Below are 25593 nucleotides of genomic sequence, written 5' to 3' on the forward strand. Positions count from 1 at the left end.
CCTTGACATCAGAGGCTCGGATTTAATAGTAATACAAATAACGGGTGGAGCCAGTTGGGTCCGGGATGAGGAAATCCCGGGGAAAACGGTTTGCCCAGGTGATCCGGAACCAAGCTGCGGAGTGCCGTTATGGTACTAAACATCGAAAAATGTTCGACTAAATTTGAAAGCAGGCGCGTTATGCCTCGTCTCTCTGCCCTCTGTCGGCTATGCCTGATCTCCTTATGCTGATTCCATTTTCTGTGCGTGCAACATAAGCTTGTCGCATTTGATAATATTTTACCGTTGGCCACTTCAGGCTGGAGACCTGCATCATGACTAAATCCGACAATCTACCCGCAACCCAGGGCAAGCTTCGCTCGCGCGCATGGTTCGACAATCCCGCGAACGCGGATATGACAGCGCTATATCTCGAGCGATACATGAACTTCGGTCTGAGCCAGGCCGAATTGCAGTCCGACCGCCCGATCATCGGTATCGCGCAGACCGGTTCTGACCTTTCACCCTGCAACCGTCATCATCTTGAACTCGCAAATCGCCTGCGTGAAGGTATCCGTGAAGCCGGTGGTATCGCCATCGAGTTTCCGGTCCACCCAATTCAGGAGACAGGCAAGCGTCCGACCGCAGGTCTAGACCGCAACCTGGCTTATCTCGGTCTCGTTGAAGTACTTTACGGCTACCCGCTCGATGGCGTGGTTCTGACGATCGGTTGCGACAAGACGACGCCTGCCTGTCTTATGGCGGCGGCCACCGTCAACATTCCTGCCATCGCATTGTCCGTCGGTCCTATGCTGAACGGCTGGTTCCGTGGAGAACGGACAGGCTCGGGCACCATCGTCTGGAAGGCACGTGAGCTCCTGGCTAAGGGTGAAATCGACTATCAGGGGTTCGTCAAACTTGTTGCTTCGTCGGCGCCATCTACCGGCTATTGCAACACAATGGGCACGGCAACGACCATGAATTCGCTCGCCGAAGCACTTGGCATGCAGCTTCCTGGGTCGGCCGCAATTCCCGCGCCTTACCGCGATCGTCAGGAGGTATCTTACCTGACAGGTCTTCGCATCGTCGAAATGGTCAAAGAAGATCTGAAGCCGTCCGACATCATGACGAAGGATGCATTCATCAACGCCATTCGCGTTAACTCTGCCATCGGTGGCTCCACCAACGCTCCGATCCATCTGAATGGTCTTGCCCGCCATGTGGGCGTAGAACTGACGGTCGATGACTGGCAGACCTACGGCGAAGACGTGCCGTTGCTCGTCAACCTGCAGCCGGCCGGTGAATATCTCGGTGAAGACTATTACCACGCCGGTGGTGTACCCGCAGTCGTCAACCAGTTGATGACCCAAGGGCTCATCAAGGAAGACGCTATGACCGTCAATGGAAAGACGATCGGCGATAACTGCCGTGGCGCGATCATTGAAGATGAGAAAGTTATTCGTCCTTACGAGCAGCCGCTCAAGGAGCGCGCAGGTTTCCGCGTTCTGCGCGGCAACCTGTTCTCCTCGGCGATCATGAAGACCAGCGTGATTTCGAAAGAATTCCGCGACCGTTATCTTTCGAACCCCAATGATCCCGAAGCATTTGAAGGCCGCGCTGTCGTGTTCGATGGTCCAGAGGACTATCACCACCGCATCGACGATCCGTCGCTGAAGATTGACGCGAACACCATTCTGTTCATGCGCGGTGCCGGCCCAATCGGTTATCCGGGCGCGGCTGAAGTCGTCAACATGCGCGCTCCCGATTACCTGCTCAAGGAAGGCGTCAACTCACTGCCTTGCATCGGTGATGGCCGTCAGTCCGGCACATCAGGCAGCCCATCCATTCTCAACGCCTCGCCAGAAGCAGCGGCAGGCGGTGGCTTGGCTGTTCTTCAAACGGGTGACCGCGTTCGTGTTGACGTCGGTCGCGGCACGGCAGATATCCTGATTTCCGGCGAGGAGCTTGCCAATCGTTATGCGGCACTTTCTGCTGATGGCGGTTACAAGTTCCCGGATCACCAGACACCGTGGCAGGAAATCCAGCGCGGTATCGTCAGCCAGATGGAAACAGGTGCCGTCCTCGAGCCAGCAGTCAAATATCAGCGCATTGCTCAGACAAAGGGGCTTCCGCGCGACAACCACTAAGAATGTTGCTGTGCATGGTCATCCGTGCACAGCATCACCTCTGACAAGACAATAAAAAACCCGGCAGGAGCGAACCGCCGGGTTTTGTTTTTCCAATTGTAACTTCAGATCACCGGATAAAGCGACCAGAAGAACAGTTCATATTCCTGATCCTTATCGTGCTGATCGGGTTCGTTGTCCGGCTTCGGAGACTTGGGGTTCTGGAATTCTGTTTCGGCCCGCTCGGGCTGCATCGGTGCTCTCCGGCCGATGCCGAACAGGTCAAAGGAAAGCATATTAAATCCTGCTACCATGGCCAATCCCCTTTATCACGCAGTTTAACGTTGTGTTAAGTTTCGCGTTTTGCCACGATTTCGTCAAGATTACGCCGGGGATTTGTCTACTATTTTTAACAAGAACCTATGTGCAGCTGTTCTTTCTTGCGGCCTTTTGATGGAAATTACGTTTTTCCCCGCAAAATCGAGGGGGATTTCACGCGCCGTAGACGGAGGCGATGGCCAACCGACCAGCTTCGTCATCTGATGGCAATCCAACCTGCCGAAGGGCCGAAGAAACTGCGGCGATGTTCGACCTCACAGCTTCTTCTGACGCGCGACGTCCGGTGTGGTTCAGCCTGAACAGGCGTTCGGCACCAGGGCCAACGCCAGCGGTAATGTCGGCGCCTGGCGTAGAGTTCGCTGCGGTGAGGAAGGTGTCCCTGTCAATCCCATCTGGCAGGATAGCCGTAGTGACCAGAACAGAGTTGTCGGGTACGTCAACCCAAGCTGAAGTCGCAAGTGCTTCAAGTGCCGCACGGGTGGCAAGGGTTGCCTGCGCGTGACGCCGATGAACGGCTGGAAGTCCTTCAGCCTCGATTCGATCGAGAGCAGCCTCGAGCGCAAAGAACTCCAGCGGCGCAGGTGTACCTGGGAGAGCTGCTCGTCCGCAGTCCAGCCAGAGCTTCTTCTGATCGAGGAGTGACAGCATGGAATTTGTCGGCGCGCGGTCATGGTCAAGGATTTTCCAGGCTCTCTGGCTGACCGAAATGGCCGAAACGCCGGCCGGGCCGGCCAGCGCTTTCTGTGGTCCGACGACCGCGATATCAATGCCCAGCCTGTCAACGTCAACAGGATGGCCCCCAATCGATGCAACGGCGTCAACGATGGTAAGTACGCCCTTTTGTCTCGCGAGTGCGGCGATTTCTGGAAGAGGATTGAGAATGCCGGTTGCCGATTCTGCATGTACGATAGACAAGACATCATAATCTGCCTTGTCCAACGCTCGTCTCACCGCTTCGATTGTGATCGGCTTGGCAGGTGTGGCGCAGACATTGTCGACGTCAGCGGCTCCTCTTGTCAGCCAGTCGCCAAACCATGTGCCGTAAGGGCTGGTGACAATGTTAAGGGCCCTTATTCCTTCACGCGCAATGCTGGTTGCAACTGCCTCCAGCGCAAGTACGGCCTCAGCTTGAATGAGAAGAACGTCATTCGTGGTCCCGAGAAGGAGGGCCAGTCTGTCAGCAAGGCGTCCGTATCGCTCCGCAGGGTAGGGTGGGGCGTCCAGGAGCGATGAAATATCCATCCGCATGTCATGTCCTTATCTTGTCTTCGACAGCCGCGGCGCTGCGGCAATAAGGGCCCGCGCGGCTGACGATTGGGGGAATTTTATGATTTTGCCGGTGTCCCCGATCTCGACGATGCGCCCGCTCTCCATGATAGCAACGCGGTGACAAACAGCGTGGATGACGGCAAGGTCGTGTGAGACGAAAAGGCAGGCGACTTGGGTCTCGCGCTGGATTTCTACCACCAATTCCAGGATTTGGTTTCTGACCGATATGTCGAGCGCGGAAACAGCCTCGTCAAGGATAAGGAGGGCCGGGCTGAGTGCAAGCGCCCGTGCGATAGCAACACGCTGTCTTTGACCTCCAGAAAGGCTAAAGACCGAACGTTGAGCGTAGATCGAGGGCAAACCAACCCGATCCATAAGTGCGTGTATTTCAAGCGATCGTTTGGCAACAGATCCGCCTTTATGGATGCGTAACGGTTCACCAATGGAGCTTTCGACAGTCGCGCTTGGATTGAAAGCGCTATGCGTATCCTGAAATACCATCTGCATGCGCGGCCGCGCTCTGCGAAGGTCATTGCCTTCAAGTGATAGCCAGTCGTACTTGTCGAAACGGACAGTGCCCTCATCGGCTGTTATAAGCCGCATCAGAATACGCGCTAACGTCGATTTGCCACAACCTGATGGCCCGGCAAGCCCAAGCGTTTCACCGGCCTGCAGGGAGAACGTGACGTCTGCAAGTGCGGCGACTTTGCGTTGAGGGCTCTCGAATGTCTTGCCGAGACCCTCTACCGAAAGTAGGCTCATGGCCTGGCTCCATCAATCAGGGATGGAGTGTCGAAGTCTATGTAGTTCGCGAGAAGCGACCGGGTGTAGTCCTGTGTCGGCGTCGTCAGCACCCGTCCCGCCTGACCGGTTTCGACCATCCTTCCGCGACTGAGAACCGCGATGTCGTCAGCCAGACTGGAAGCAAGTCCAATATCGTGTGTCACGAAAACGAGCGTGCGGTCATCTTCGACTACGAGATCATTTAATAACGAGATAATCGAGGATTGGCTCACGGTATCAAGCGCACTCGTAGCCTCGTCGGTAATGAGAATGGAGGGTTCTGCAGCTATCGCTGCGGCAATTGCAACACGCTGACGCTGACCGCCTGACAGTTGGTGCGGATAGGCCGAAAGCAGGTGCGTGGGGTGCGGCAGATTGACCTTTTCGAGTAGATCGCGCGCGCGCTCCCTTGCTTGAGACCATGAAAGTCCCAGATGACGAACGGCACCCTCTGAAACCTGTTCGCCCACAGTCAAAAGCGGATTGAGTGAAGCGCCCGGATCCTGAAAGACATATCCGATGTCTTTGCCAGACAATGGCGCGTTGGCGATATTGCCGGATGGACCCTTCCATGTGATTTCACCAGTTACCGTGGCGCTGCCTGGTAAGAGGTTGGCAATGGCCTTGGCTAGCGTCGATTTCCCAGAACCGCTTTCACCGATTATCGCCAGCTTCCGCCCTCTGGTGATCGTGAGTGTTACATCTATCAACGCCGGTTCGCCTGTCCGGCTATAGGCAACACTGAGTTGGTCGATATGGCAGAGCGTCGATGTTGCTGTCATGCTAACTTCGCCTTGTTCGCGAGTGCGGTGTTGATCCCTTCACCCAATAGGTAAACGCCAAGGACGGTTATCAGCAGGCCGAGGCCAGGAATAACGGAAAGAAACGCTGCAGATCGCAGCACGTTGCGTCCTTCTGCGATCATCGAACCCCATGTTACGATGTTAGGATCGCCCAAACCCAAAAATGAAAGTGCTGCCTCTGTTAAAATTGCGGCAGCGACAATGATTGCCGCCAGCGCCAGCACTGGGCCCAACGCATTCGGAAAGACCTGACGAAATGCAATCTCCAGGGGATGCATGCCGATTGCTCGTGCCGATTGTACGTAGTCGCGCTCACGTACAGACAAGACCTGCGTCCGCATCAGTTTTGCAGGGTCGGCCCATGCGCCAAGCGCAATCGCCATGATAACCACCGGCATCGAGGCGCCAATCGTACTGACGAATGCAAGCGCCAGGAGGAAGCTCGGTACGATCTGGAATGCATCTGCCAGCCTCATCAGGGCCTCATCGACTAGCCCGCCTGAAAATCCGGCGACGGTACCGATCACCGTTCCGACCGCCAGCGCAGCAAGGGCAGCACCCAGTCCGACGAGCAGCGAGGTTTGTGCTCCGTGAGCGAGACAGGCGATCACATCGCGACCCAGATGATCGGTGCCGAGCGGGAAGGCTGGGTCTTTAAAAGGAGCAACGAGCGGTGCGCCGACAATCGACAGCGGATCGCCGGGAAAAAGCAATGGGGCTGAAATTGCAACAACCGTCAACACCAAAAGGATCGACGCGCCCGTAACGCCCTCAGGGGTCTTGAGCAATCGGGAAAGGAAGCTCATCCCACCTGTCCTCCATTCCCAATCCTGGGGTCGAGCGCGGATAAAACGAGATCGACGGCAAGATTGATCAGGATCACAAACACCGCGCTCACCAAGATGATTCCCATAAGAAGCGGTGTGTCACGACCGCTCACGGCTTCCTGCGCCAATCTTCCGAAGCCTGGAATTGCAAAGACACTTTCTATGACAACGCTGCCACCAAGCATGGTGGCAGATTGCAGGCCAAGAACGGTGATGAGCGGCAACGCGGCGTTTCGAGCCACATGCCGGATGACAATCCTTGATCTCGAAAGGCCCTTCGATTGTGCAAACAATACGAATTCGAGTGGCCAGATTGCCGCCATGGCAGTCCGCATCACTCTCAAGAAAAGGGCGAGGTAGATGAGGCCGAGGCTTGCGACCGGCAAGACGAGATGCCTTGTTACATCGAGCATTCGTGGCAAGCCTGATTTCCCGGAGGCGACGGTTTCGATCCCTGAGGTTGGCAGCCACCGCAACTGCACTGCAAAGACGATTGCCATCACAAGTCCGAGCCAAAATCCTGGCATCGAGTATAGTGCCAGTGACATTGCCGACAGTAACCGGTCGGTCAAGCCACGAGGACGCGCACCAGCGATAATTCCGAGCGCGGTTCCAAACAGGAAGGCGAGCGTTGTGGCACTCGCCATTAAAAGTAGCGTGTTTGGCAGCCGCTCGAGAATGAGGTTGAGAACCGGGCGGTCAAAAGAAACCGACCAGCCGAGATCGAGCCGTAAAACGGAGGTTATGTAGAGCCAGAAGCGCGCGAGGATCGAACCGTCCAAACCATACTGTTGGCGAAGCGCGTCGCGAAGCCCCGCATCGCCACCGCCAATAGAGACGAGATAGGCGTCGACCGCATCTCCGGATGCGTTCTCCATCAGCACAAATGTGAATACGAGGACAATCAACATCACCGGAATTGCAGTGAGTGCTCTTCGCTTCAACAACAGCAATGCACCTGCCATGGCTGAAGCCCTATTATCTGCTGATTGTCGTATCGGCCCAGTTGGAAACGGCCCAGCGCGGATTGCTGGCGACGTTGTGGACGCTATCGCGGGCAACAGTGATGAAACCCCATTCAGCGACATTGATGATTGGTAAGTTAGCAACCACCTGTTTCTGGAAATCCTTATAGAGTTCCGTTCTTGCAGTCGCATTGACGGTGATTGCTGCTTTATCGATCAGTTCATCAACCGACTTGTTTTCGTAGCCGCCCTGGTTGGAGAAGCCAACGCCCGCAGGGATCCCGGAGCGTACAAGGATGGTCGTGGAGATCGCAGGATCACCGCGGAAAACCGGTGGTGCAACAGCCAGATCGAAGTTGTGATCGGTGTAGACAGCCTTTTGATGAGCTGCGGAATCATTGTTTACCAGCTCGGCATCAATCCCGATCTTTTGGAGCGCCTGTCGTAGGTAAGAGCCGAATTGTTTTGTCTCGTTGAAATATGGCGCGGGCAAAAGTTTCAGCGCAAAACGCGTCCCGTCCGCCTTTCGCGCATAGCCCGCTTCATCGAGAAGGGCATTCGCCTTTGCGATATCGAAATCGTAAGAGGCAACGTCATCCGAATAAAACTCGGTAGAGTTCTTGGGTATTGGTCCAGTCGACGCTGACGCGTAACCGAGGAAAATGGTGTCGACGACGAATTTCTTATCGATTGCGTGGGCAATCGCCTGCCGAACCTTGAGGTCAGAGAGCTCTTTACGACGATGGTTGATCTCCACCACAAGCTGGTAGGTCAGCGCTTCGTAGCCATCGGCGATTACCTTGATGCCAGGTACTTTTGAGATCCTCTCAAGGTCTGCAAGCGGCACTGCGGAGAACGCAGCAAGCTGGATCTCGTCTGCTTCCAGTGCCGAAGCTGCAGCGGCACGATCCGGCAAAACTTTGTAGATGATATCATCAAGCAAGGCCTGACTTTTGTCCCAGTAGTTCGCGTATCGGGTGAGGCGATAATATTCGCCGGGTTTGTGTTCCGCAAACACATACGGACCGGTGCCGACCGGCTTGGTGTTTGCGGGGTTGTTCGCAATATCGGTTCCTTCATAGAGGTGTTTTGGTAAGACGCTCGTCACGACCGGCAATGCGTTGCGGACGAGCTGGAATGGGGTAGGGTTTGAGAAGCGGAAAATCGCCGTGTGATCATCCGGCGTCTCAACAGCCTCGAGATTTGCGAATACGAGACGTCCAAGATTTTGCAGTGGCTTCCATACCTGGAGCGCAGAAAAGGCTACATCGGCTGAGGTAAATGGCTTGCCGTCATGCCATGTTACCCCTTCGCGCAGCTTGAAAGTGGCAGTCAGTCCGTCGTCGGAACCGCTCCACTCAGTTGCTAGGCGAGGTTCGAGGCCATCTCTTCCTTTGAACGAGGCTTCTGCAAGCGGCTCGATGACCTTGCTGGAGATGTAAAAAACCCCGTTGGAGGCGACGATAGCTGGATTGAGGTTCTTCGGCTCGGAGTCTGCCGCAACGATCAGTCGACCTCCACCTGCCTGCTGGGCGGCGGCAATCCCGGTGAGCCCAGTTGAAGCCGCAAGGATCAAAGAAGTTTTGAGAAGCGAGCGGCGGGAAATCGAAACAGGCAACATGGACATACTCCGGAAGATAGGAAGCCGGGCGCGGCTGAACAGCATTTGGCTCGCGCCGATCTTATGATCGAGGGATCGCCACTGTCCACGCTAAATCGTTGGTGTTACAGCAATGAATTTACGCAGCTGGGTCATTGGCGGAAACAATATCCTTCGGATCGCAAAAAGTGGGGATACCCATTCGGCGCAACCCGGTGCCTCTTATGATTTTGGAAGCAGTACTTGCATGTGGGGTCGCGATGACGGATTGTCGCCTCCCGCTGAAACCCTTCTGCCCCTTTTCCAAGAGAACAAGATGTCTGCCGTATTCAATCCGCTCGTTGCGTCAATCCTCCCGCCGCCTGTACCGTCAGTTTTTGCGTGGGCGCGCGCCTATGACGGCAGCAAGGGGCCGGCAATCGATCTTTCGCAGGCCGTTCCGGGCTACCCGGCGCATAAGGACATCCTTGGCTGGTTAGCAGAGGCATCAGGTTCACTCGCCTATACCGGTTATGGCCCGATTGAAGGTGAAACGCTTCTGAGAGATGCCTACGCGGAACATGTGGGTGCGATCTATGGCGTAGGCCTCAATGCCGGCAATATTCACATCACGTCGGGTTGCAATCAGGCCTTTATGTGTGCCGCGATGGCCGTTGCGGGCGCTGGCGATACCGTTGCGCTGACAAATCCGTTCTACTTCAATCAGGATACGACGCTTGAGATGCTCGGAATAAACCGGGTTTTGATCGAATGTGCGGCCGAGAACGGATTTTTGCCCAAGATTGAGGACGTCGATGCCGTCCTGTCGAAGGGAGTTAAGGCGTTGGCAGTCGTTACACCCAACAATCCGACCGGCGCGGTCTACTCCGCCAGCCTGCTTGCAGAGATATTTCATGCCTGCAGAAAACACGGCGCGTGGCTCATCCTCGATGAGACCTATCGTGATTTCCTTCCACCAGGAGACGACAGGCCCCATGATCTGATGAAGATCGAGGGCTGGGAAAAAAATCTGATCATGCTCTACAGCTTCTCAAAGTCGTATTGCATTCCCGGTCACCGCCTTGGTGCCATCACGGCTGGTGAAAAAGCCCTTTTTGAGATCACCAAGATCATGGACAACCTCCAGATTTGCGCGCCTCGAGCGCCGCAGGCAGCTGTTGCCAAGGCCATTCCGGCACTTGTCGAGTGGCGGGAAGCGAACAGGTCAGAAATCGCATTGCGCGCTGACGCTCTTCGCCGGGTCATGCGTGAGCTCCCACAATGGGGCCTGGCATCGGCGGGAGCCTACTTCGCATTCGTGCGACATCCGTTCGACGGTGTTTCATCCGCTGCCGTTGCCGAAAAAATGGCACGCGAATTCGGTGTGGTTTGCCTGCCGGGAAGCTATTTCGGCATAGGCCAGGATGGTTTTTTGCGCTTCGCCTTTGCAAACGCCGGGGCCACAACGATCGAAGGCTTGGCCTCGCGCCTCAAAGACTTCTCCATGGCAGGGTGAGGCTGTCGCGCACGGCAGGATCGGCGCGATAAAATTCAATTTAACTAATTAATTACAGGCGCTTGGGGGAAAGCTTGGGCGCTTTTTCTATTCTATGCTGAAGGTATCTGAGAGAAAAAATTGCGTGGTTGGGTCCTAGTTGGAAAGGGGTGGTTAACCTTTATTTTTTATTTCAGGGAGACCGAAATTATGTACGTTTATGATGAGTGTGCACGCTGCCATGAGCTTCTCCCGATCCAATTTTCCGAATTCCGGCAATAGCGCAGGGGAGGGGGGCGTAAGCCCTCATGCCAAACCCAATGATGGGGTTGGGCGTGTCGCGAGCGCACACGCCGATCACTCGACCAGTCTTCCTCGCCAAAATGCAGATGTCGTCGCGGCTGACGCAATAGAGGGGCGTTCCGACATGCCTGGCTGGCAAAATGCTTTTGTATTGGGGCCAAATGTCCGCTTTACAAGGACGCCAGAAAGCGCGTTCTCACGTCGCGGGGCCGTCGAGCCTCAGCAAGACGAAGTAGACATCGGTCCTGCCGAAATTGAGGTCGAAACCGTTGAGTCGGTGATCGCTACACCGGTCGAGGAAGCTGTCGCGCTCGTTTATAAGAAGCCGGAGCCAAGGGTCCCGCAGCCTCCGCGTATCCCCGTTCTCCCGCAGCCCCCACATGCGCAGGGTGCGCGTGCGTTGACGTACAAGTTACGTCGCGAGCTGGCCCTGAAACAACAGGCGGAACAGAGCACAGTGATGGAAAACGTTACTGCCGACGTCGCAATTGCAGACGTGACGGAAGTGGCACCTGTCGTGCCTGTGCAGGACCTACCCACCGACGAGGCCGTCAGCCCCACTATGGTGCTCCCGGCATTTGCAGCGAATTTGCCCGACGAAATCTTCTTCGAGGTGATGGATCTCGATCTTGCGCCCGTGCCCGGTGTAGTGCCCAACCCAGGGCTCTTAACAATTTCGCACCCGATGCCGTTACCTGCCTCTGCGCCGGCGATTGAGCTATCTATAGAACCACCCGTCATCACCGTTCCAGGTGGATCCGCAGTCCGCCTTTATCGCGAAATCGGTGTTCGTGCGGCTGCATCATCCATGTTGCCGCTCGGCAATGTTTCTCCGGTTGAAGTAGAAATCAATGCTCCAGCACCCGAGGCAGCTATTGCTTGCGAGCCGCCGCCGCCGGTCGAGCCACGCTTCGTCGCACGTGCGCCCATTCAAGCGTCGCAGCCGATGTTCCGTGACGCACCGGTCTTCGCCGAGGGCGAATACGAATACCCTTCGATCGAGCTGCTGCAGCAGGCTCGTGTCCAGCAGACAACCACCATGACGCCGGAAGCGCTCGAACAGAGCGCAGGCCTTCTTGAAAGCGTGCTTGAAGACTTCGGTGTCAAGGGTGAAATCATTGACGTCCGTCCCGGGCCGGTCGTAACGCTTTACGAGTTCGAACCTGCACCAGGAGTCAAGTCTTCTCGCGTCATCGGTCTGTCGGACGACATCGCTCGCTCGATGTCTGCTCTTTCAGCACGCGTCGCCGTCGTGCCCGGCAGAAACGTCATCGGTATCGAACTGCCAAATCCGGTCAGAGAAACGGTCTATCTGCGCGAGCTGATTGAATCGGGAGACTACAGCGAAACTCGTCAGAAACTGGCCCTTTGCCTTGGCAAAACGATCGGTGGAGAGCCTGTTATCGCTGAACTTGCCAAGATGCCGCACCTGCTCGTCGCAGGCACGACTGGCTCCGGTAAATCTGTCGCCATCAACACCATGATCCTGTCGATCCTCTACCGCCTTAAGCCGGAAGAGTGCCGCCTCATCATGGTCGATCCGAAGATGCTTGAGCTGTCGGTCTATGACGGTATTCCACATCTCCTGACCCCCGTTGTTACAGATCCCAAAAAGGCCGTCATGGCCCTGAAATGGGCTGTCCGGGAGATGGAAGACCGGTATCGCAAGATGTCGCGCCTCGGTGTGCGCAATATCGATGGCTATAACGCAAGGGCAGCGACTGCGCGTGCCAAAGGCGAAACGGTGTTCTGCAACGTTCAGACTGGCTTTGATCGTGCAACCGGTGAAGCGGTTTATGAGCAGGAGGAAATGGACCTTAGCGCGATGCCCTACATCGTCGTTATCGTCGATGAGATGGCAGACCTGATGATGGTTGCCGGTAAGGAAATCGAAGGTGCGATCCAGCGCCTCGCGCAGATGGCACGTGCTGCAGGTATCCACCTGATCATGGCCACGCAGCGTCCTTCTGTCGATGTCATCACCGGGACTATCAAGGCGAACTTCCCAACGCGCATCTCGTTCCAGGTAACCTCCAAGATCGACAGCCGTACGATCCTCGGCGAACAAGGTGCCGAACATCTGCTCGGTCAGGGCGACATGTTGCACATGATGGGCGGTGGTCGCATTGCTCGCGTTCATGGCCCGTTTGTCTCTGACGAGGAAGTCGAAAAAGTCGTCGCGCATCTGAAGACACAAGGCCGTCCCGAGTACCTTGGTACAGTCACGGAAGACGCTGAAGAGGCTGAGGACGACGCTGAGGACGATAGTGCAGTTTTCGATAAGACCTCTATGGCAGAAGACGACACAGACGACCTCTATGAAAAAGCCGTCAAGGTCGTGTTGCGCGACAAGAAATGCTCGACCTCATACATTCAGAGGCGCCTTTCGATTGGCTATAACCGCGCGGCGTCTCTCGTAGAGCGGATGGAGCAGGAAGGCATCGTTGGTCCAGCAAACCATGTCGGCAAGCGTTCTATCATTGCCGGTGAGCGTGACGCCTATGAGGCCATGGGCAGCGACAGCTAACTGTCCCTCCCGGGTGCGATAGCAGTTGCAAAATCGTGCCCGGTGAATAGCGTGTAGCCCGTTGTCTGAGGAATCGGGAGGGGCTTTTCATGCAATTGGTGGCAGAACCGACAAGCGTATTGTCAAAGCTTTCAGAACTGGACCGCTTTTGCCGTTCGGTCTTGTTAGCCGCCGGTGTCGATACAGAGACGTCCGATGCCGCAACTCGGGCAATGATGCACGGCACGCGCCTTGGCGTTGATAGCCATGGGGTACGCTTGCTTGCGCACTATATAACGGCCTTTGCGGGTGGGAGGCTGAACCCCCGCCCGGAAATCAAGCGAGTTTGCGGATTTGGTGCTGTAGAAACCATCGACGCAGATCATGCTCACGGCGCTCGCGCCACCTTTCATGCGATGGAGAACGCCATCTCGCTTGCCGGTCAGTTTGGTATCGGTGCTATCGCAATACGCAATTCTTCGCATTTTGGACCGGCCGGCGCTTACGCGCTTGAGGCTGCAAAAAAAGGCTTCATCGGTATCGCTTTCTGTAACTCAGACAGTTTTGTCCGGCTCCACGACGGCGCCATGCGGTTTCATGGTACAAATCCGATCGCGGTTGGCGTTCCCGCACCTGACGGTATGCCCTGGTTGCTTGATATGGCGACGAGCGCGGTACCCTACAATCGCGTTCTGCTCTATCGTAGCCTTGGCACGACATTGCCTGAAGGCGTCGCATCGAACGGGAATGGCATCGATACGCGTGATCCCAATACTGCGGAAATGCTTGCCCCGCTCGGTGGAGAGTTCGGGTTCAAAGGCGCTGCGCTTGCCGGTATGGTCGAAATTTTCAGCGCCGTCCTGACCGGGATGAAGCTAAGCTTTGATCTCGCTCCAATGCCAGGCCCGGATTTCTCCACACCGCGCGGGCTTGGAGCGTTCGTGATAGCACTGAAGCCTGAGGCCTTCATTGAACGCAGCTTATTCGACGAAGGCATGAAGCGCTATCTCGAGGTCTTACGAGAATCTCCGGCGCGTGAGGATTGCAAGATTATGGCGCCTGGTGACCGCGAATGGGGAGTTGCCGCAAGGCGTGAAAGGGAAGGTGCTCCGGTTGATCCCGTTACGCGTACTGCTTTTGCAGAACTTGCAGAACGCTTTTCGGTGGAGCCCCCACAATATCGCTGATCAAGCCTAATCAGGCCGGTCTTACGAGCCCCGTGGGTCTGGCGTAACGGCGCCGCTCTGCACGGAATTGCTCCAGGGGCTCAGGTCGTCCAATGAAGTAGCCCTGTGCATAATCAATCTGCAGAGCACGTGACAACGCGAGTTGTTCGCGTGTCTCGACGCCTTCGATGAGGATCTTGTGACCGCGATTGCGGACAAGCCTTATCATATCCTGAAGCATCGCTCTTCCGCGCGGGGTTTCGCTGTCGTGCAGGAACGAGCGGTCGATCTTGACCGTGTCGAAGTCGGTGATACGCAACCAGGAAAGTCCCGCAAACCCGGTACCGAAGTCATCGAGCCAGATATTGATACCGAGTGTTTTCAGGTCGCTGATGCACCGCAGGACATCTGAATGCATCTCCATTTCAAGGCCTTCGGTGATTTCGAAGGCGAGGCGCGAACCAGATATTCCTGCCTCGACGAGGATTGCAGCGACAGATGTCGCAAAACCGGGATTCTTGAGCTGCATTGGTGAAACGTTGACGCTGATCACGCGCACGTTGTCATCCGTCAAGATCTGACGGCAGACGGTGCGGATCGTCCAGAGGCCTAGGTCGTTGATGATGCCGGTCCGCTCAGCGATCGGAATGAACAAGCTTGGTGGAATGGGAGTGCCGTCAAGCAAGCGCAAGCGCATCAAGGCCTCGGCGCCCTCGATTTCGTTCGTCCGCATGTTTTGGATCGGCTGATAGACGAGTGAGACAAGGTTCTCGTTAATCGCGATTTTCAGGAGTGCGGCGATGTTTTCCGTTTCGTCGCTCGTTTGAGGGTCGTTCGGATCGAACAGCTTCATGCAGTTTCGACCATTCGCCTTGGCAATATAGAGAGCCCTGTCAGCCTCGTTGATCACCTTTTCAAGCTTGGCGTCCGGGTTTTGGCGTGTGAAGGAAGCGCCAATGCTGACAGTGACGACGAACGTGCCGTCCCTGCGCTGCTCATGCTCAAGTGAGAGATCTTCGACTGTGTGGCGAATGATCTCTGCCAGTTCACCGACCTGCTGCCTGGACTTGAACGGGACGAGAACGATGAATTCCTCACCCCCGTAACGCCCGATCGATGCGCCGAAATCGGCGATCGCATCCTGCAACGCATTTGCAACCGTGATCAGGCAGCGGTCGCCTTCCTGATGACCGTAGCAATCGTTGTATTTCTTGAAGAAGTCGACATCGATGAGAAGGACAGCAAAACCCTCTGACTTTTTACCCCAGTTTTCCCAGAGAAGTCGTAGGCGCTGATCGACCGCGCGCCGGTTTTCAAGTCCGGTGAGGGAGTCTGTGTGTGAAAGCCTTAGGAGGGCCAGTCCCCGTTCCTCAGCTGCTTTCTGCTGTGCCTTTGCTTCCTGGGCATTGAGGAAGACATGATACCGTTCGCGGTTCAGGTTCCAGTTCACATAGGAGGTGAAGACAAAACAGGAAATGTAGAACGTACCGAATGCGACCTTGTAGAATATGTCCTCAGGAAAGAGGGTCAGTGCCAGAAAATAAGTAAAAAGAATAATGCCGGACGATATCAGCGAGAGAAAGAAGCGGAAACTGAAGAACAGGTTGGCGCCCATCATGAAGATTGCGCCGAACACCATGTAATAAGACATGTTTTCGACGTATTCCGTCAAAAGCGCGGGTACTAGCCAGCCAATGTAACCCATGATCAACGCCGCGGCGCAGGTCAGGTCGAGTGAGGCAGTCTTTGCCCTCCGCCGAAATTGTATTTCAAGGGTTGCCAGCGACGCTGCGCCGACAAGCATACGCGAGACGAATGTGTATATAGTTACGTCGGGGATCAGAATGGCATCGGTGACGACAAAAAGAATATAGACAACAACGGCTATCCAGAGACCCTGGCGAATAGAGCCTCGACGCGTTCTTTCGCCTTCTTGCTGGTATAGAGCAAGAAGTTCCTCGTACAGTTGTCCATCAACCTGTCGATGGCTCTGTAAGCCTGTCACATCTCCGTAGTTGTGCTTCATGCACGTTCCCATGTTGTTTTAGTAAAACTGTGGGCTGGCGCCTCTATCTTCCACTTTCCCGTGTATTTTAGCAGGCGTCTTGAATGCCTCCCAGTTCCTCCCATGGGTACGATCACTCAATGAGCGGCAAACGCAACATACGGTCGCCGCATTAAGTTTTGCTAAATTTTGAAGGTGCATTTTGGCACAGTTCGAGTGTGACCAAAATGGCACGATCAGGGCCAAACAAATTCGTACTATGTGTAAAAGTTGAAAGCGAGTGGCCTTCGCTGTCCCAGAAACGTATGGTTAACAATGCGTTAACGCTGGAGGCTCATGTGAAGCAGATAAAGAAAAGAAATCTGGACGGCCAAAGTCTCATTACCCCCGATACTGTAGCAAAAGAAATTTTCTCGAGCAGAACGGAATCATTCGACGACAATTTTATTGTCGCAAAAGCAGAAATTGCCCTCATTCTCGAAATGGCACAGCAGCAAATTGAAAAGGGTCTTGCCGCCCAGGGAGTAATACACTTCACGGCGGGCGCGCTACATGGTTTGCGCGACAAAATCCACTCAAGCGTGTGGGCCGAACTCATTCCGATCGTTCAGAATCACGCCGTTTCTGATTATTTTCTCGAAGATCCCTTCACCCGCTGGTCGTTCGAAAAACCTCGGGGATACTCGGGGGATGCCCAGCTTCTCGATTTCATCTACGGCCATGAGAGTGTTGCCGGCTTGGTCCGTAATGCCTCGCCGGTTGGGGCTGCTCTTTATGACTACACCAAGGACGCGAGTTCTTCGGTTGCGGTGCGTGAGCGACGCGATATCCTGACACGCTTCGTTGACGAGGCTGCCGAGCGGCATGCAGGGGGTGCGGAAATCCTTACCATCGCATCGGGGCATCTACGCGAGGCGAATAACTCGACAGCACTCAAGGAAAAGCGGATCAAGCGGTGGGTGGCGCTCGATCAGGATCCTATCAGTGTTGGATCCGTGATGCGTGATTTCCACGGCACCTGCATTGAGGCGATTGATGGATCCGTCCGGGATATTGTGTTGCGCTCACAAGAACTCGGTACGTTCGACTTCATCTACGCCGCTGGGCTCTACGACTACCTTAACGACAAGGTCGCCATCAAGTTGACGAAACGGTGCATGGAGATGCTCAAACCGGGCGGGATGTTCCTGTTCGCCAATTTCTCCGAGGATATTGTTGTTGATGGATATATGGAGACCTTTATGAACTGGGCGCTCCTGCTTCGTTCGAAGGCGGATATGTGGAAGATCGTCAACGAAAGCGCTGAGCCGTCGTCGGTTGAGGCGGAGGTTTTCTTCGGTGAGAACCACAACATCGTTTACGCGACGATCCGCAAGAAGGACTGATCGAAAGAAGCATCAGATAGCGGGCGAGGGGGAGCGCCTGCATTTGCATTTCATCCTTTGCCCGTCGGCAACTGAGGCCGCATACGACCTCGTTCAATCGATATTGTCGTTGCCTAATGGTCACACCGCGCATAAGGGTTTTGCAACAACATTTGGGGAATGGAACGAAAGCATGAGCAAATACTATTCGGAAATGGGTGGCTTGCCAGGGCAGAGTGAACTGCTCTCGAGCAAGGCTGTCTTCAAGACGGCTTACGCCGTTATTCCGAAAACTGTGATGTCCGATATTGTGACGAGCGTTTTGCCTCACTGGACGGAAACGCGTGCCTGGATCATCGCAAGGCCGATGACCGGATTTTCGGAGACTTTTGCGCAGTACATTGTCGAGGTCTCGCCAGGCGGCGGCAGTGACCGGCCAGAGCCCGATCAGCGCGCTGAGGCAGCGATCTTCGTCGTCGACGGTGAGATGACAATCGAATTTGATGGCAAGACGCACGCACTCCGCGCCGGGTCATTCGCATTTCTGCCGGCAGGCTCGACATGGAAGCTCCATAATAGCGGGAGCGTCGCTGTAAAATTCCACTGGGTGCGCAAGGCATTCCAGGCTGTAGACGGCATCGAACCGCCACCAGCGATCTTCTCTCATGAAGACGATCACACCATGTCTGCAATGCCGGACACGGACGGAAAGTGGGCGACAACGCGCTTTATCGATCCATCCGACGTTCGGTACGACATGCACCTTAATATCGTAACCTTCGAGCCGGGTGCGACCATTCCTTTCATGGAAACGCACGTCATGGAGCACGGCCTCTATGTGCTGGAGGGCAAGGCAGTCTATCGTCTGAATGAAGACTGGGTGGAGGTGCAGGCAGGAGACTTCATGTGGCTGCGCGCCTATTGCCCGCAGGCCTGTTACGCGGGCGGACCCGGCAGGTTCCGTTATTTGCTTTACAAGGACGTCAATCGTCACGTTAAACTCTGGTGACGGACGTTGCCGACCAATGCCAACTGGGCGCTTGCGCGCAGTTGGTGACGGTCATGAATTGGGTTGGCGCGAAGTCTTTGCTTGCCCATCAAGACGAACGGCAGTGGGGCGTCGACGTGAGAAAGAAGATTGCATCGGATGAGTGAGACAAGCGATACCAATGTCTTCAATCTCGCGCCTGTAGCGATGTGGATCGAGGATTTCAGCGACGTAAAACAGCAATTCGACCGCTGGCGTGCAGAAGGTGTCGAAGACCTACGCGGTTTCCTGCTTGAGGATAAATCGCGGGTGGCGACTTGCTCCCAGAAAATTCGGGTTTTGGACGTCAATCCGAGAACACTCGAGCTTTTCGAAGCAAACGATCGGCAGCACCTTATTGATAACCTCCACCGGATTTTCCGCGACGACATGCTTGAAAGCCATGTCAACGAGCTTTCCGAGCTCTGGGACGGGAAGTCAGAATTCACCAGTAATGCGGTCAACTATTCCATCGGCGGCAAACGGCTCGATATCCAGCTGAAGGCGACGGTCGTTCCGGGGCACGAGGAGACGCTCGCCCGTCTTCTGTTGACAACGGAAGACGTGACGGAGCGTGAAGAAGCCCGACGTCGGGAGCGGTTCAACCGTCATTATGCAGAGGGTCTTTTCCAGCACTCGCCTGTATCTCTGTGGGTGGAGGATTTCTCCCGGATCAAGCGCCTTATCGATGAAGTGCGCGATCGTGGGATCTTCGATTTCCGCGTGTTTATGGATGTCCATCCGGAATTCGTCCGCCAGTGCATGAGCGAGATTAGGGTGATTGACGTAAACCAGGCGACGCTCGACCTGTTTTGCGCTCCGGATCGCCAGGTACTTCTACAGCGACTTCGCGATATCTTCCGTGACGAGATGGAAAAACCATTCCGCGAGCAGCTGATGGAGCTCTGGAACGAGAACCTCAATCATCATCGCGAGGTGGTGAACTACGCGCTTGACGGTTCGATGAGGAACGTGCTGCTGCATTTCTCCGTGTTTCCCGGGCATGAACACGATTGGTCGCTTGTTCAGATTGCCTTGACGGATATTACAGCGCGCAAGAAGGCAGAGGCTTACCTTGAATATCTCGGCAAGCATGACGTGCTGACCAAACTCCATAACCGGGCATTTTATTCAGAGGAAGTCAACCGGCTGGAGCGAAATTCGCTTCGCCCGGTCTCCGCCATCGTTATCGATCTGAATGGGTTGAAGGACGCCAACGATAGTCTCGGGCACGACGCGGGGGACTCGCTTCTCCGTCGCGTCGGCGAGGTCCTGAATGGTGTGGCAAAAGCGCCAAACCATGCGGCTCGCATCGGTGGAGATGAATTCGCAATCCTCTTGCCCGGAGCCGATAAGCAGATTGCAGCATCGGTCGTGGATACGATCAACGAACTCCTGAAAATCAACAACCAGTTTTATTCCAGTGCGCCTCTCAGTATCTCGTTGGGTGTGGCGACCAGCGAGGCAGGCGAAACAATGGAATCGCTGGTTCGGCGTGCCGACATCAGCATGTACGAACAGAAGAAGGCCTACTATGCTGCCGCGCGGGCGCGCCTCGCCGCTGAGCCATCTGATGATGTCAAACAGCCGATCGTCACAGAGCGGAATTTGTCTCTGAAGCGATAGCCTTCACCGCATACCACGAGAAGTGCTGTGAGGCGTTTCACTCTTCTTGGTTCCCAAGAAGCGCGGATTTATATGAATTTTTTCCGTTAATTTCCAACGAGTTCTTGCGATTTTCTCAATTTCGGGTGGCCCGGTCACGCGTGCTCGCTTTACCTTGCGTCAATTTCAAAGGGCCCTTTTCATACCTTGGATGACAGAAGGGCTCTCACTGCTTTCACAAGGCTGTGAGACTTCTGCTGCACTGCGAAAGGTCAATTGTTAAATTTTACATACGTGTTAGAATGTATGTAACAATTTGTGTATTTTTTTGAATTCGGAGCGAATGATGGCGAAGAGAATGGGGCAGGTTTTCGCGGTGCTTTTGGCGGGCGTGGCGCTGGCGGGGTGCAGCGAGGAGACGGCGTCTGCCCCAGGTGCGCCGCCGCCAGGTGTCGTCAAGGTGGTAACGGCACAACAGGAAGAGCTTCCGATCACAAACGACTTGCCGGGTCGCATCGCGCCGACCAGGCTCGCCGAGGTCCGGCCACGCGTTTCGGGAATTATCGTCGAGCGCGTCTTCGAGCAGGGCTCGCTGGTGAAGGAAGGTGATGTCCTCTACAAGATCGATCCAGCTCCGTTCCAGGTTCGTGTCGACAGCGCGGAAGCCACTCTCAGACGCGCACAGGCTGCGCAGCTACAGGCGCGCCAAACCTCTGACCGGCAGCAGCAGTTGCGGCGTTCGAATGTCGCCTCCCAGCAGGAATTCGACAACGCGATCGCCATGCTTGCACAGGCGGACGCCGAGGTTGCGGTCGCTGAGGCTGGCGTTGCCGAGGCTAGGCTCAATCTTCAATATGCCAATGTAACTGCACCGATTTCCGGCCGCATTGGCAGGGCGCTCATTACGGAAGGGGCGCTGGTCAGTGCTACCGGATCCGAAAATCTTGCGACCATCCAGCAGCTTGATCCGATCTATGCGGACTTTACCCAACCTGCGGCTGACCTCATCCGGTTGCGTAAGGCACTCCAGGATGGACAGCTAATGACCGGGCCAAATGAAGCCGAGGTCAATCTCCTTTTCGATAACGGAAGCCGTTATCCCGTCGCAGGCCGGCTTCTGTTTTCCGAGGCCGCCGTCGACGAAACTACGGGGCAGGTGACCTTGCGCGGCGAATTCCCCAATCCTCACGGTGACCTCCTTCCTGGCATGTATGTTCGTGTGCAGATCCAGCAGGGCATCCAGAAAGCGGCAATCGCCGTTCCACAGCAAGCGGTGCAACGCGATGCAGGCGGGCAGGCAAGCGTGCTTGTCGTTAACGCCGAAGACACTGTCGAGCAGCGTCGCGTCAGCGTGGATCGCGCCGTCGGTGACCGCTGGGTTATTTCCGAAGGCATCAACACCGGCGATCGGGTTGTTGCAGAAGGTTTCCAGAAAACGGCGCCAGGCGCCAAGGTCAAGCCGGAGCCATGGACAGATGCCGTTGAGGCAAATGCAGGTTCCGCTGCCCCGGCCACGAACTAACAAAGACTGGCCAAATGGCACGCTTTTTTATTGACCGCCCGATTTTCGCATGGGTCGTCGCGATCTTCATCATGTTGGCGGGTCTGCTTGCGATCCCCATGCTGCCGATCGCCCAGTATCCAAACGTTGCACCGCCGCAGATCTCGGTGTCGACGACCTATCCTGGTGCGTCGCCAGAGGATATTTACCTGAGCGTCACGCGTCCGATCGAAGAAGAGTTGAACGGTGTTCCTGGTCTCATCTATTTCGAGTCGACCTCGGAATCGTCCGGCCGTATTTCGATCAACGTCACTTTCGCGCCGGGGACCAACATCGGCGAGGCGCAGGTTGAGGTTCAAAACCGTATTGCTCGTGTTGAACCACGCCTTCCGCAAGCTGTGACGCAACAAGGTATGCGCGTCGAACAGGCCGGCACGTCGTTCCTGATGATGGTGGCGCTAACCTCCGTTGACGGCAACACGGATGCTATCGGCCTGGGTGATTACCTCAGCCGCAATGTCGTCGGAGAAATCCGTCGCGTGCCGGGTGTCGGCAGCGCTCAGCTTTTCGCTACCCAGCGGTCCATGCGTATCTGGATGGATCCGGACAAGATGCTGGGGCTCAAACTGACGTCAGCCGATGTCATCGGTGCTATCCAAGCGCAGAATTCCCAGGTCGCGGCCGGCCGTATCGGTGCGTCACCCAACCCGGTCGGCCAGCAGATATCGGCGACAGTGAATGTTCAAGGGCAGCTTACATCGCCTGAAGCGTTCGGATCGATCGTGCTTCGTGCCAATCCGGATGGGTCATCCGTTCGCTTAAGAGACGTTGCGCGCGTAGAAGTCGGTGGCGAAAGCTACAACTTCTCCAGCCGCTTGAATGGAAAACCAAGCGCGGCGATCGGTGTCCAGCTTTCTCCTACCGGCAATGCATTGCAGACGTCCGAGGGCGTACGGGCAACGATGGAGGAGCTGTCACAATATTTCCCGCCGGGCATCGAGTTTGAAATTCCCTACGATACGAGCCCGTTCGTAAAGGTATCGATCGAGAAGGTGATTCACACGCTGATCGAGGCGATGATTCTCGTCTTCGTGGTCATGTTCCTGTTCCTCCAGAACATTCGCTACACGATCATTCCGACATTGGTCGTTCCCGTTGCTTTGCTCGGGACCTGCGCGATCATGTACGTCTCTGGGTTCTCGATTAACGTGCTGACGATGTTTGCCATGGTGCTTGCCATCGGCATCCTTGTCGATGACGCCATCGTTGTGGTGGAAAATGTCGAACGCATCATGGCGGAAGAACACCTTTCGCCGAAGGAAGCGACGCGGAAAGCGATGGGGCAGATATCCGGTGCCATCATCGGGATCACGCTGGTTCTGACAGCGGTATTCGTGCCAATGGCATTCTTCCCGGGAGCCGTGGGGATCATCTATCAACAGTTCAGTCTGACGATGGTGGTTTCCATCCTGTTTTCAGGTTTCCTCGCGCTTTCGCTCACACCCGCACTTTGCGCCACGTTCCTCAAACCGATCACCGGCGGACATCACGAAAAGCGCGGGTTCTTTGGCTGGTTCAACCGTGGATTTGACAAAGCATCGCATCGTTACTCGTCTTCTGTCAGTGCAATCATCAAGCGCTCCGGTCGCTTCATGATCATTTACGTCGCGCTTTTGGCCGGGCTCGGCTGGGCGTTTTTGCAATTGCCGAAGTCGTTCCTGCCGAACGAGGACCAAGGTTATCTCATTGTCGACGTCCAGGCGCCGGCCGAAGCAAGCAGTGAACGTACTCTCCAGACTATCCAGCAGATCGAGAAGATCTTCATGGAAGAGCCAGCTGTAGAGCGTGTAATCGCCGTGACCGGGTTCTCGTTCTCCGGCTCCGGTCAGAACGCAGGTCTTGCCTTCGCAACGCTGAAGGACTGGAGTGAGCGTGGACCTGAGGACTCTGCCGCAGCCATCTCTGCTCGCGTCAATGGCAAGCTTTGGGGTCTGCCTGATGCGATGTCCTTTGCCCTTTCTCCGCCACCTATTCAGGGGCTTGGCAACTCAAGCGGTTTCACATTCCGCCTACAGGATCGGTCGGGCGCAGGCCAGACGGCGCTGAGTGCCGCCGGCGGACAGCTGATGGCAGCGGCGCGCCAGAGCCCTGTCCTTGCCGGATTGCGTATTGAGGGGATGCCTGACGCAGCGCAGGTCAACCTCATCATCGATCGTGAGAAGGCCAACACATTCGGCGTGACCTTTAGCGACATCAATGCCACCATTTCCGCAAACATGGGTTCATCCTATGTCAATGACTTCCCGAATGCAGGCCGTATGCAGCGGGTGACCGTGCAGGCCGAGCAGGGCCAGCGCATGAAAACCGCGGATCTGTTGAACCTCAACGTCCGCAATGCCAACGGCGGAATGGTCCCGATGGCGTCCTTTGCGTCTGTCGAGTGGGTGCGTGGGCCGTCGCAGGTCGTCGGCTATAACGGTTACCCCTCGATCCGTATCAGCGGACAGGCAGCTCCAGGCTTCTCGTCTGGCGATGCAATCACCGAGATGGAGCGCCTTGCCAGGGAATTGCCGACAGGTTTCGGCTTCGAGTGGACCGGGCAATCCTTGCAGGAAATCCAGTCCGGATCTCAGGCGCCAGCTCTGATCGGGCTCAGTGTCCTCTTCGTGTTCCTGCTGCTTGCGGCCCTCTACGAAAGCTGGACTATCCCGTTATCGGTCATGCTTGTCGTTCCTCTTGGGGTTATTGGATCGGTCGCGGCTGTGATGCTGAGGGGCATGTCTAACGATGTGTACTTCATGGTGGGTCTCATCGCGATCATCGGCCTCTCGGCGAAGAACGCGATCCTTATCATCGAATTTGCCAAGGATCTCCGCGCAGAGGGTAAGTCTATCTATGATGCGACAGTGGAGGCAGCGCACTTGCGCTTCCGTCCCATTCTTATGACTTCGCTCGCCTTCTCGCTTGGTGTGTTGCCGATGGCAATTGCATCGGGTGCCAGTGCTGCCAGCCAGAACGCGATCGGTACAGGCGTCTTGGGCGGTATGATCTCAGCGACTGTTCTTGCCATCTTCTTTGTTCCGGCATTCTTTGTGTTCATCATGAAGATTTTCGGCGGGAAACAAAAAGACAGCCAGATTACTGCTGACGCGCCATCTCCGGCGGAATAGAACTTAAGGGTTGCGGAGATAAAGAGGACAGGACATTGGCGGTGCGATTACACCAATGTCCAACAAGAAGTACGGCGCGCATACGCGCCGTACTTTTGATGAGGGAGGCGTCACGATGCGACGAACCAAAGCAGAAGCAGAAGAGACCCGTCAGGCGATCCTTGCTGCTGCCGAACTGGTATTCTTCAAAAAAGGTGTGGCGAACAGTTCGCTTGATGAGGTTGCTGCGGCGGCCAGCGTAACACGCGGTGCGATTTACTGGCATTTTTCCAGCAAGGTCGACCTTTTCCTTGGGCTTTACGAATCGGTTTCGTTACCGGAGGCTGATCTCCTAGATCTAGGTGATCCCGATTTGAGCGGCAGCGATCTGTTCGCGCGGCTGGAGCAGGCGTGCTGCAGCTGGCTGGCACTCCTCTCACGTGATGAACAACGCCAGCGCATCATGACGATCACCCTGCGGACAAATTACTCGGACGAATTCGCACCCGTCCTGCGTGCCCAGGAAGAACTTGACAGCCGCCACAAGTCGCTCCTGAAGTCAGTGTTCGAAAGGCTTGAGTTAGCAGGCGCTTTCAATGAAAACTGGACCGCGACATCCGCCTTCGGGGCAATCTACTGGCTCATCAAAGGTATGTGCTCTGACTGGTTGTTGTTCGGGAAGCGCTTTGATTTAGCACAAGAAGGCGCTGTGGCCATTAACCGCCTCCTGAGAAGCTTCAAACGCTACCCCACGGTTTGATCAGTTCTCTGAATACGATGTCGATGGACAATACTGTTCAAA

At 55.6% G+C, this 25593-nt stretch carries 18 protein-coding genes; 10 read left to right on the forward strand and 8 right to left on the reverse strand.

What is annotated here, in order from left to right:
• Positions 1-314: 314 nt before the first annotated feature.
• On the forward strand, positions 315-2126 hold the full coding sequence (locus ACIQT8_RS18085) for an IlvD/Edd family dehydratase (protein ID WP_138793283.1): 1812 nt from the start codon (positions 315-317) through the stop codon (positions 2124-2126).
• A gap of 104 nt (positions 2127-2230) precedes the next feature.
• Here ACIQT8_RS18085 and ACIQT8_RS18090 read toward each other — a convergent pair whose 3' ends face one another.
• The 7 genes from ACIQT8_RS18090 to ACIQT8_RS18120 all read right to left on the reverse strand — a co-directional run bounded on the left by ACIQT8_RS18090 (position 2231) and on the right by ACIQT8_RS18120 (position 8712).
• Positions 2231-2419, reverse strand: coding sequence for a hypothetical protein (locus ACIQT8_RS18090; RefSeq protein WP_138793282.1), 189 nt, complete (start codon positions 2417-2419; stop codon positions 2231-2233).
• Between the two features lie 178 nt (positions 2420-2597).
• A complete protein-coding gene (locus tag ACIQT8_RS18095; RefSeq protein WP_400967907.1) occupies positions 2598-3692 on the reverse strand; it encodes a pyridoxal-phosphate-dependent aminotransferase family protein in 1095 nt (364 codons plus the stop codon).
• A gap of 9 nt (positions 3693-3701) precedes the next feature.
• Complete coding sequence (locus tag ACIQT8_RS18100) at positions 3702-4475, reverse strand: ABC transporter ATP-binding protein (protein ID WP_400967910.1); 774 nt, start codon at positions 4473-4475, stop codon at positions 3702-3704.
• On the reverse strand, positions 4472-5278 hold the full coding sequence (locus tag ACIQT8_RS18105; RefSeq protein WP_400967913.1) for an ATP-binding cassette domain-containing protein: 807 nt from the start codon (positions 5276-5278) through the stop codon (positions 4472-4474). Before ACIQT8_RS18105 ends, ACIQT8_RS18100 begins: the two co-directional genes overlap by 4 nt.
• Positions 5275-6105 carry an ABC transporter permease gene (locus tag ACIQT8_RS18110; protein ID WP_400967916.1) on the reverse strand — a complete coding sequence of 277 codons (831 nt, stop codon included), beginning with the start codon at positions 6103-6105 and terminating at the stop codon, positions 5275-5277. Before ACIQT8_RS18110 ends, ACIQT8_RS18105 begins: the two co-directional genes overlap by 4 nt.
• Positions 6102-7091 carry an ABC transporter permease gene (locus ACIQT8_RS18115; RefSeq protein ID WP_400967919.1) on the reverse strand — a complete coding sequence of 330 codons (990 nt, stop codon included), beginning with the start codon at positions 7089-7091 and terminating at the stop codon, positions 6102-6104. Before ACIQT8_RS18115 ends, ACIQT8_RS18110 begins: the two co-directional genes overlap by 4 nt.
• A gap of 13 nt (positions 7092-7104) precedes the next feature.
• Entirely contained in the window at positions 7105-8712 is a 1608-nt protein-coding gene (locus ACIQT8_RS18120; RefSeq protein ID WP_400967922.1) for an ABC transporter substrate-binding protein, read from the reverse strand.
• Between the two features lie 295 nt (positions 8713-9007).
• Here ACIQT8_RS18120 and ACIQT8_RS18125 point away from each other — a divergent pair, with 295 nt between their 5' ends.
• From ACIQT8_RS18125 to ACIQT8_RS18135, 3 genes are all read left to right on the forward strand, one after another.
• A complete protein-coding gene (locus tag ACIQT8_RS18125; protein WP_400967924.1) occupies positions 9008-10186 on the forward strand; it encodes an aminotransferase in 1179 nt (392 codons plus the stop codon).
• 199 nt (positions 10187-10385) lie between these two features.
• A complete protein-coding gene (locus ACIQT8_RS18130; RefSeq protein ID WP_400967927.1) occupies positions 10386-12995 on the forward strand; it encodes a DNA translocase FtsK in 2610 nt (869 codons plus the stop codon).
• Between the two features lie 89 nt (positions 12996-13084).
• Positions 13085-14161, forward strand: a complete 1077-nt coding sequence (locus ACIQT8_RS18135) for an Ldh family oxidoreductase (RefSeq protein WP_400967930.1) — start codon at positions 13085-13087, stop codon at positions 14159-14161.
• 10 nt (positions 14162-14171) lie between these two features.
• Here ACIQT8_RS18135 and ACIQT8_RS18140 read toward each other — a convergent pair whose 3' ends face one another.
• On the reverse strand, positions 14172-16166 hold the full coding sequence (locus tag ACIQT8_RS18140; protein ID WP_400967932.1) for a putative bifunctional diguanylate cyclase/phosphodiesterase: 1995 nt from the start codon (positions 16164-16166) through the stop codon (positions 14172-14174).
• A gap of 284 nt (positions 16167-16450) precedes the next feature.
• On the opposite strand from ACIQT8_RS18140, the gene ACIQT8_RS18145 reads away from it, so the two are divergent.
• The 6 genes from ACIQT8_RS18145 (at position 16451) to ACIQT8_RS18170 (ending at position 25551) form a co-directional block, all read left to right on the forward strand.
• A complete protein-coding gene (locus ACIQT8_RS18145) occupies positions 16451-17530 on the forward strand; it encodes a class I SAM-dependent methyltransferase (RefSeq protein ID WP_400967935.1) in 1080 nt (359 codons plus the stop codon).
• 172 nt (positions 17531-17702) lie between these two features.
• A complete protein-coding gene (locus ACIQT8_RS18150) occupies positions 17703-18518 on the forward strand; it encodes a bifunctional allantoicase/(S)-ureidoglycine aminohydrolase (protein ID WP_400967938.1) in 816 nt (271 codons plus the stop codon).
• A 138-nt stretch (positions 18519-18656) separates the two neighbouring features.
• A complete protein-coding gene (locus ACIQT8_RS18155) occupies positions 18657-20162 on the forward strand; it encodes a diguanylate cyclase domain-containing protein (RefSeq protein WP_400967941.1) in 1506 nt (501 codons plus the stop codon).
• Between the two features lie 325 nt (positions 20163-20487).
• Positions 20488-21663 carry an efflux RND transporter periplasmic adaptor subunit gene (locus ACIQT8_RS18160; RefSeq protein WP_138793270.1) on the forward strand — a complete coding sequence of 392 codons (1176 nt, stop codon included), beginning with the start codon at positions 20488-20490 and terminating at the stop codon, positions 21661-21663.
• A gap of 14 nt (positions 21664-21677) precedes the next feature.
• Positions 21678-24812 (forward strand): multidrug efflux RND transporter permease subunit, encoded by a 3135-nt coding sequence (locus ACIQT8_RS18165; protein ID WP_400967944.1) that lies wholly within the window; start codon positions 21678-21680, stop codon positions 24810-24812.
• Positions 24813-24927: 115 nt separating this feature from the next.
• Entirely contained in the window at positions 24928-25551 is a 624-nt protein-coding gene (locus tag ACIQT8_RS18170) for a TetR family transcriptional regulator (RefSeq protein WP_400968079.1), read from the forward strand.
• The last annotated feature ends 42 nt before the right edge of the window (positions 25552-25593 follow it).

Origin of the sequence: Agrobacterium sp. NPDC090273 (assembly GCF_044772305.1) — a bacterium.
GTDB lineage: Bacteria > Pseudomonadota > Alphaproteobacteria > Rhizobiales > Rhizobiaceae > Agrobacterium.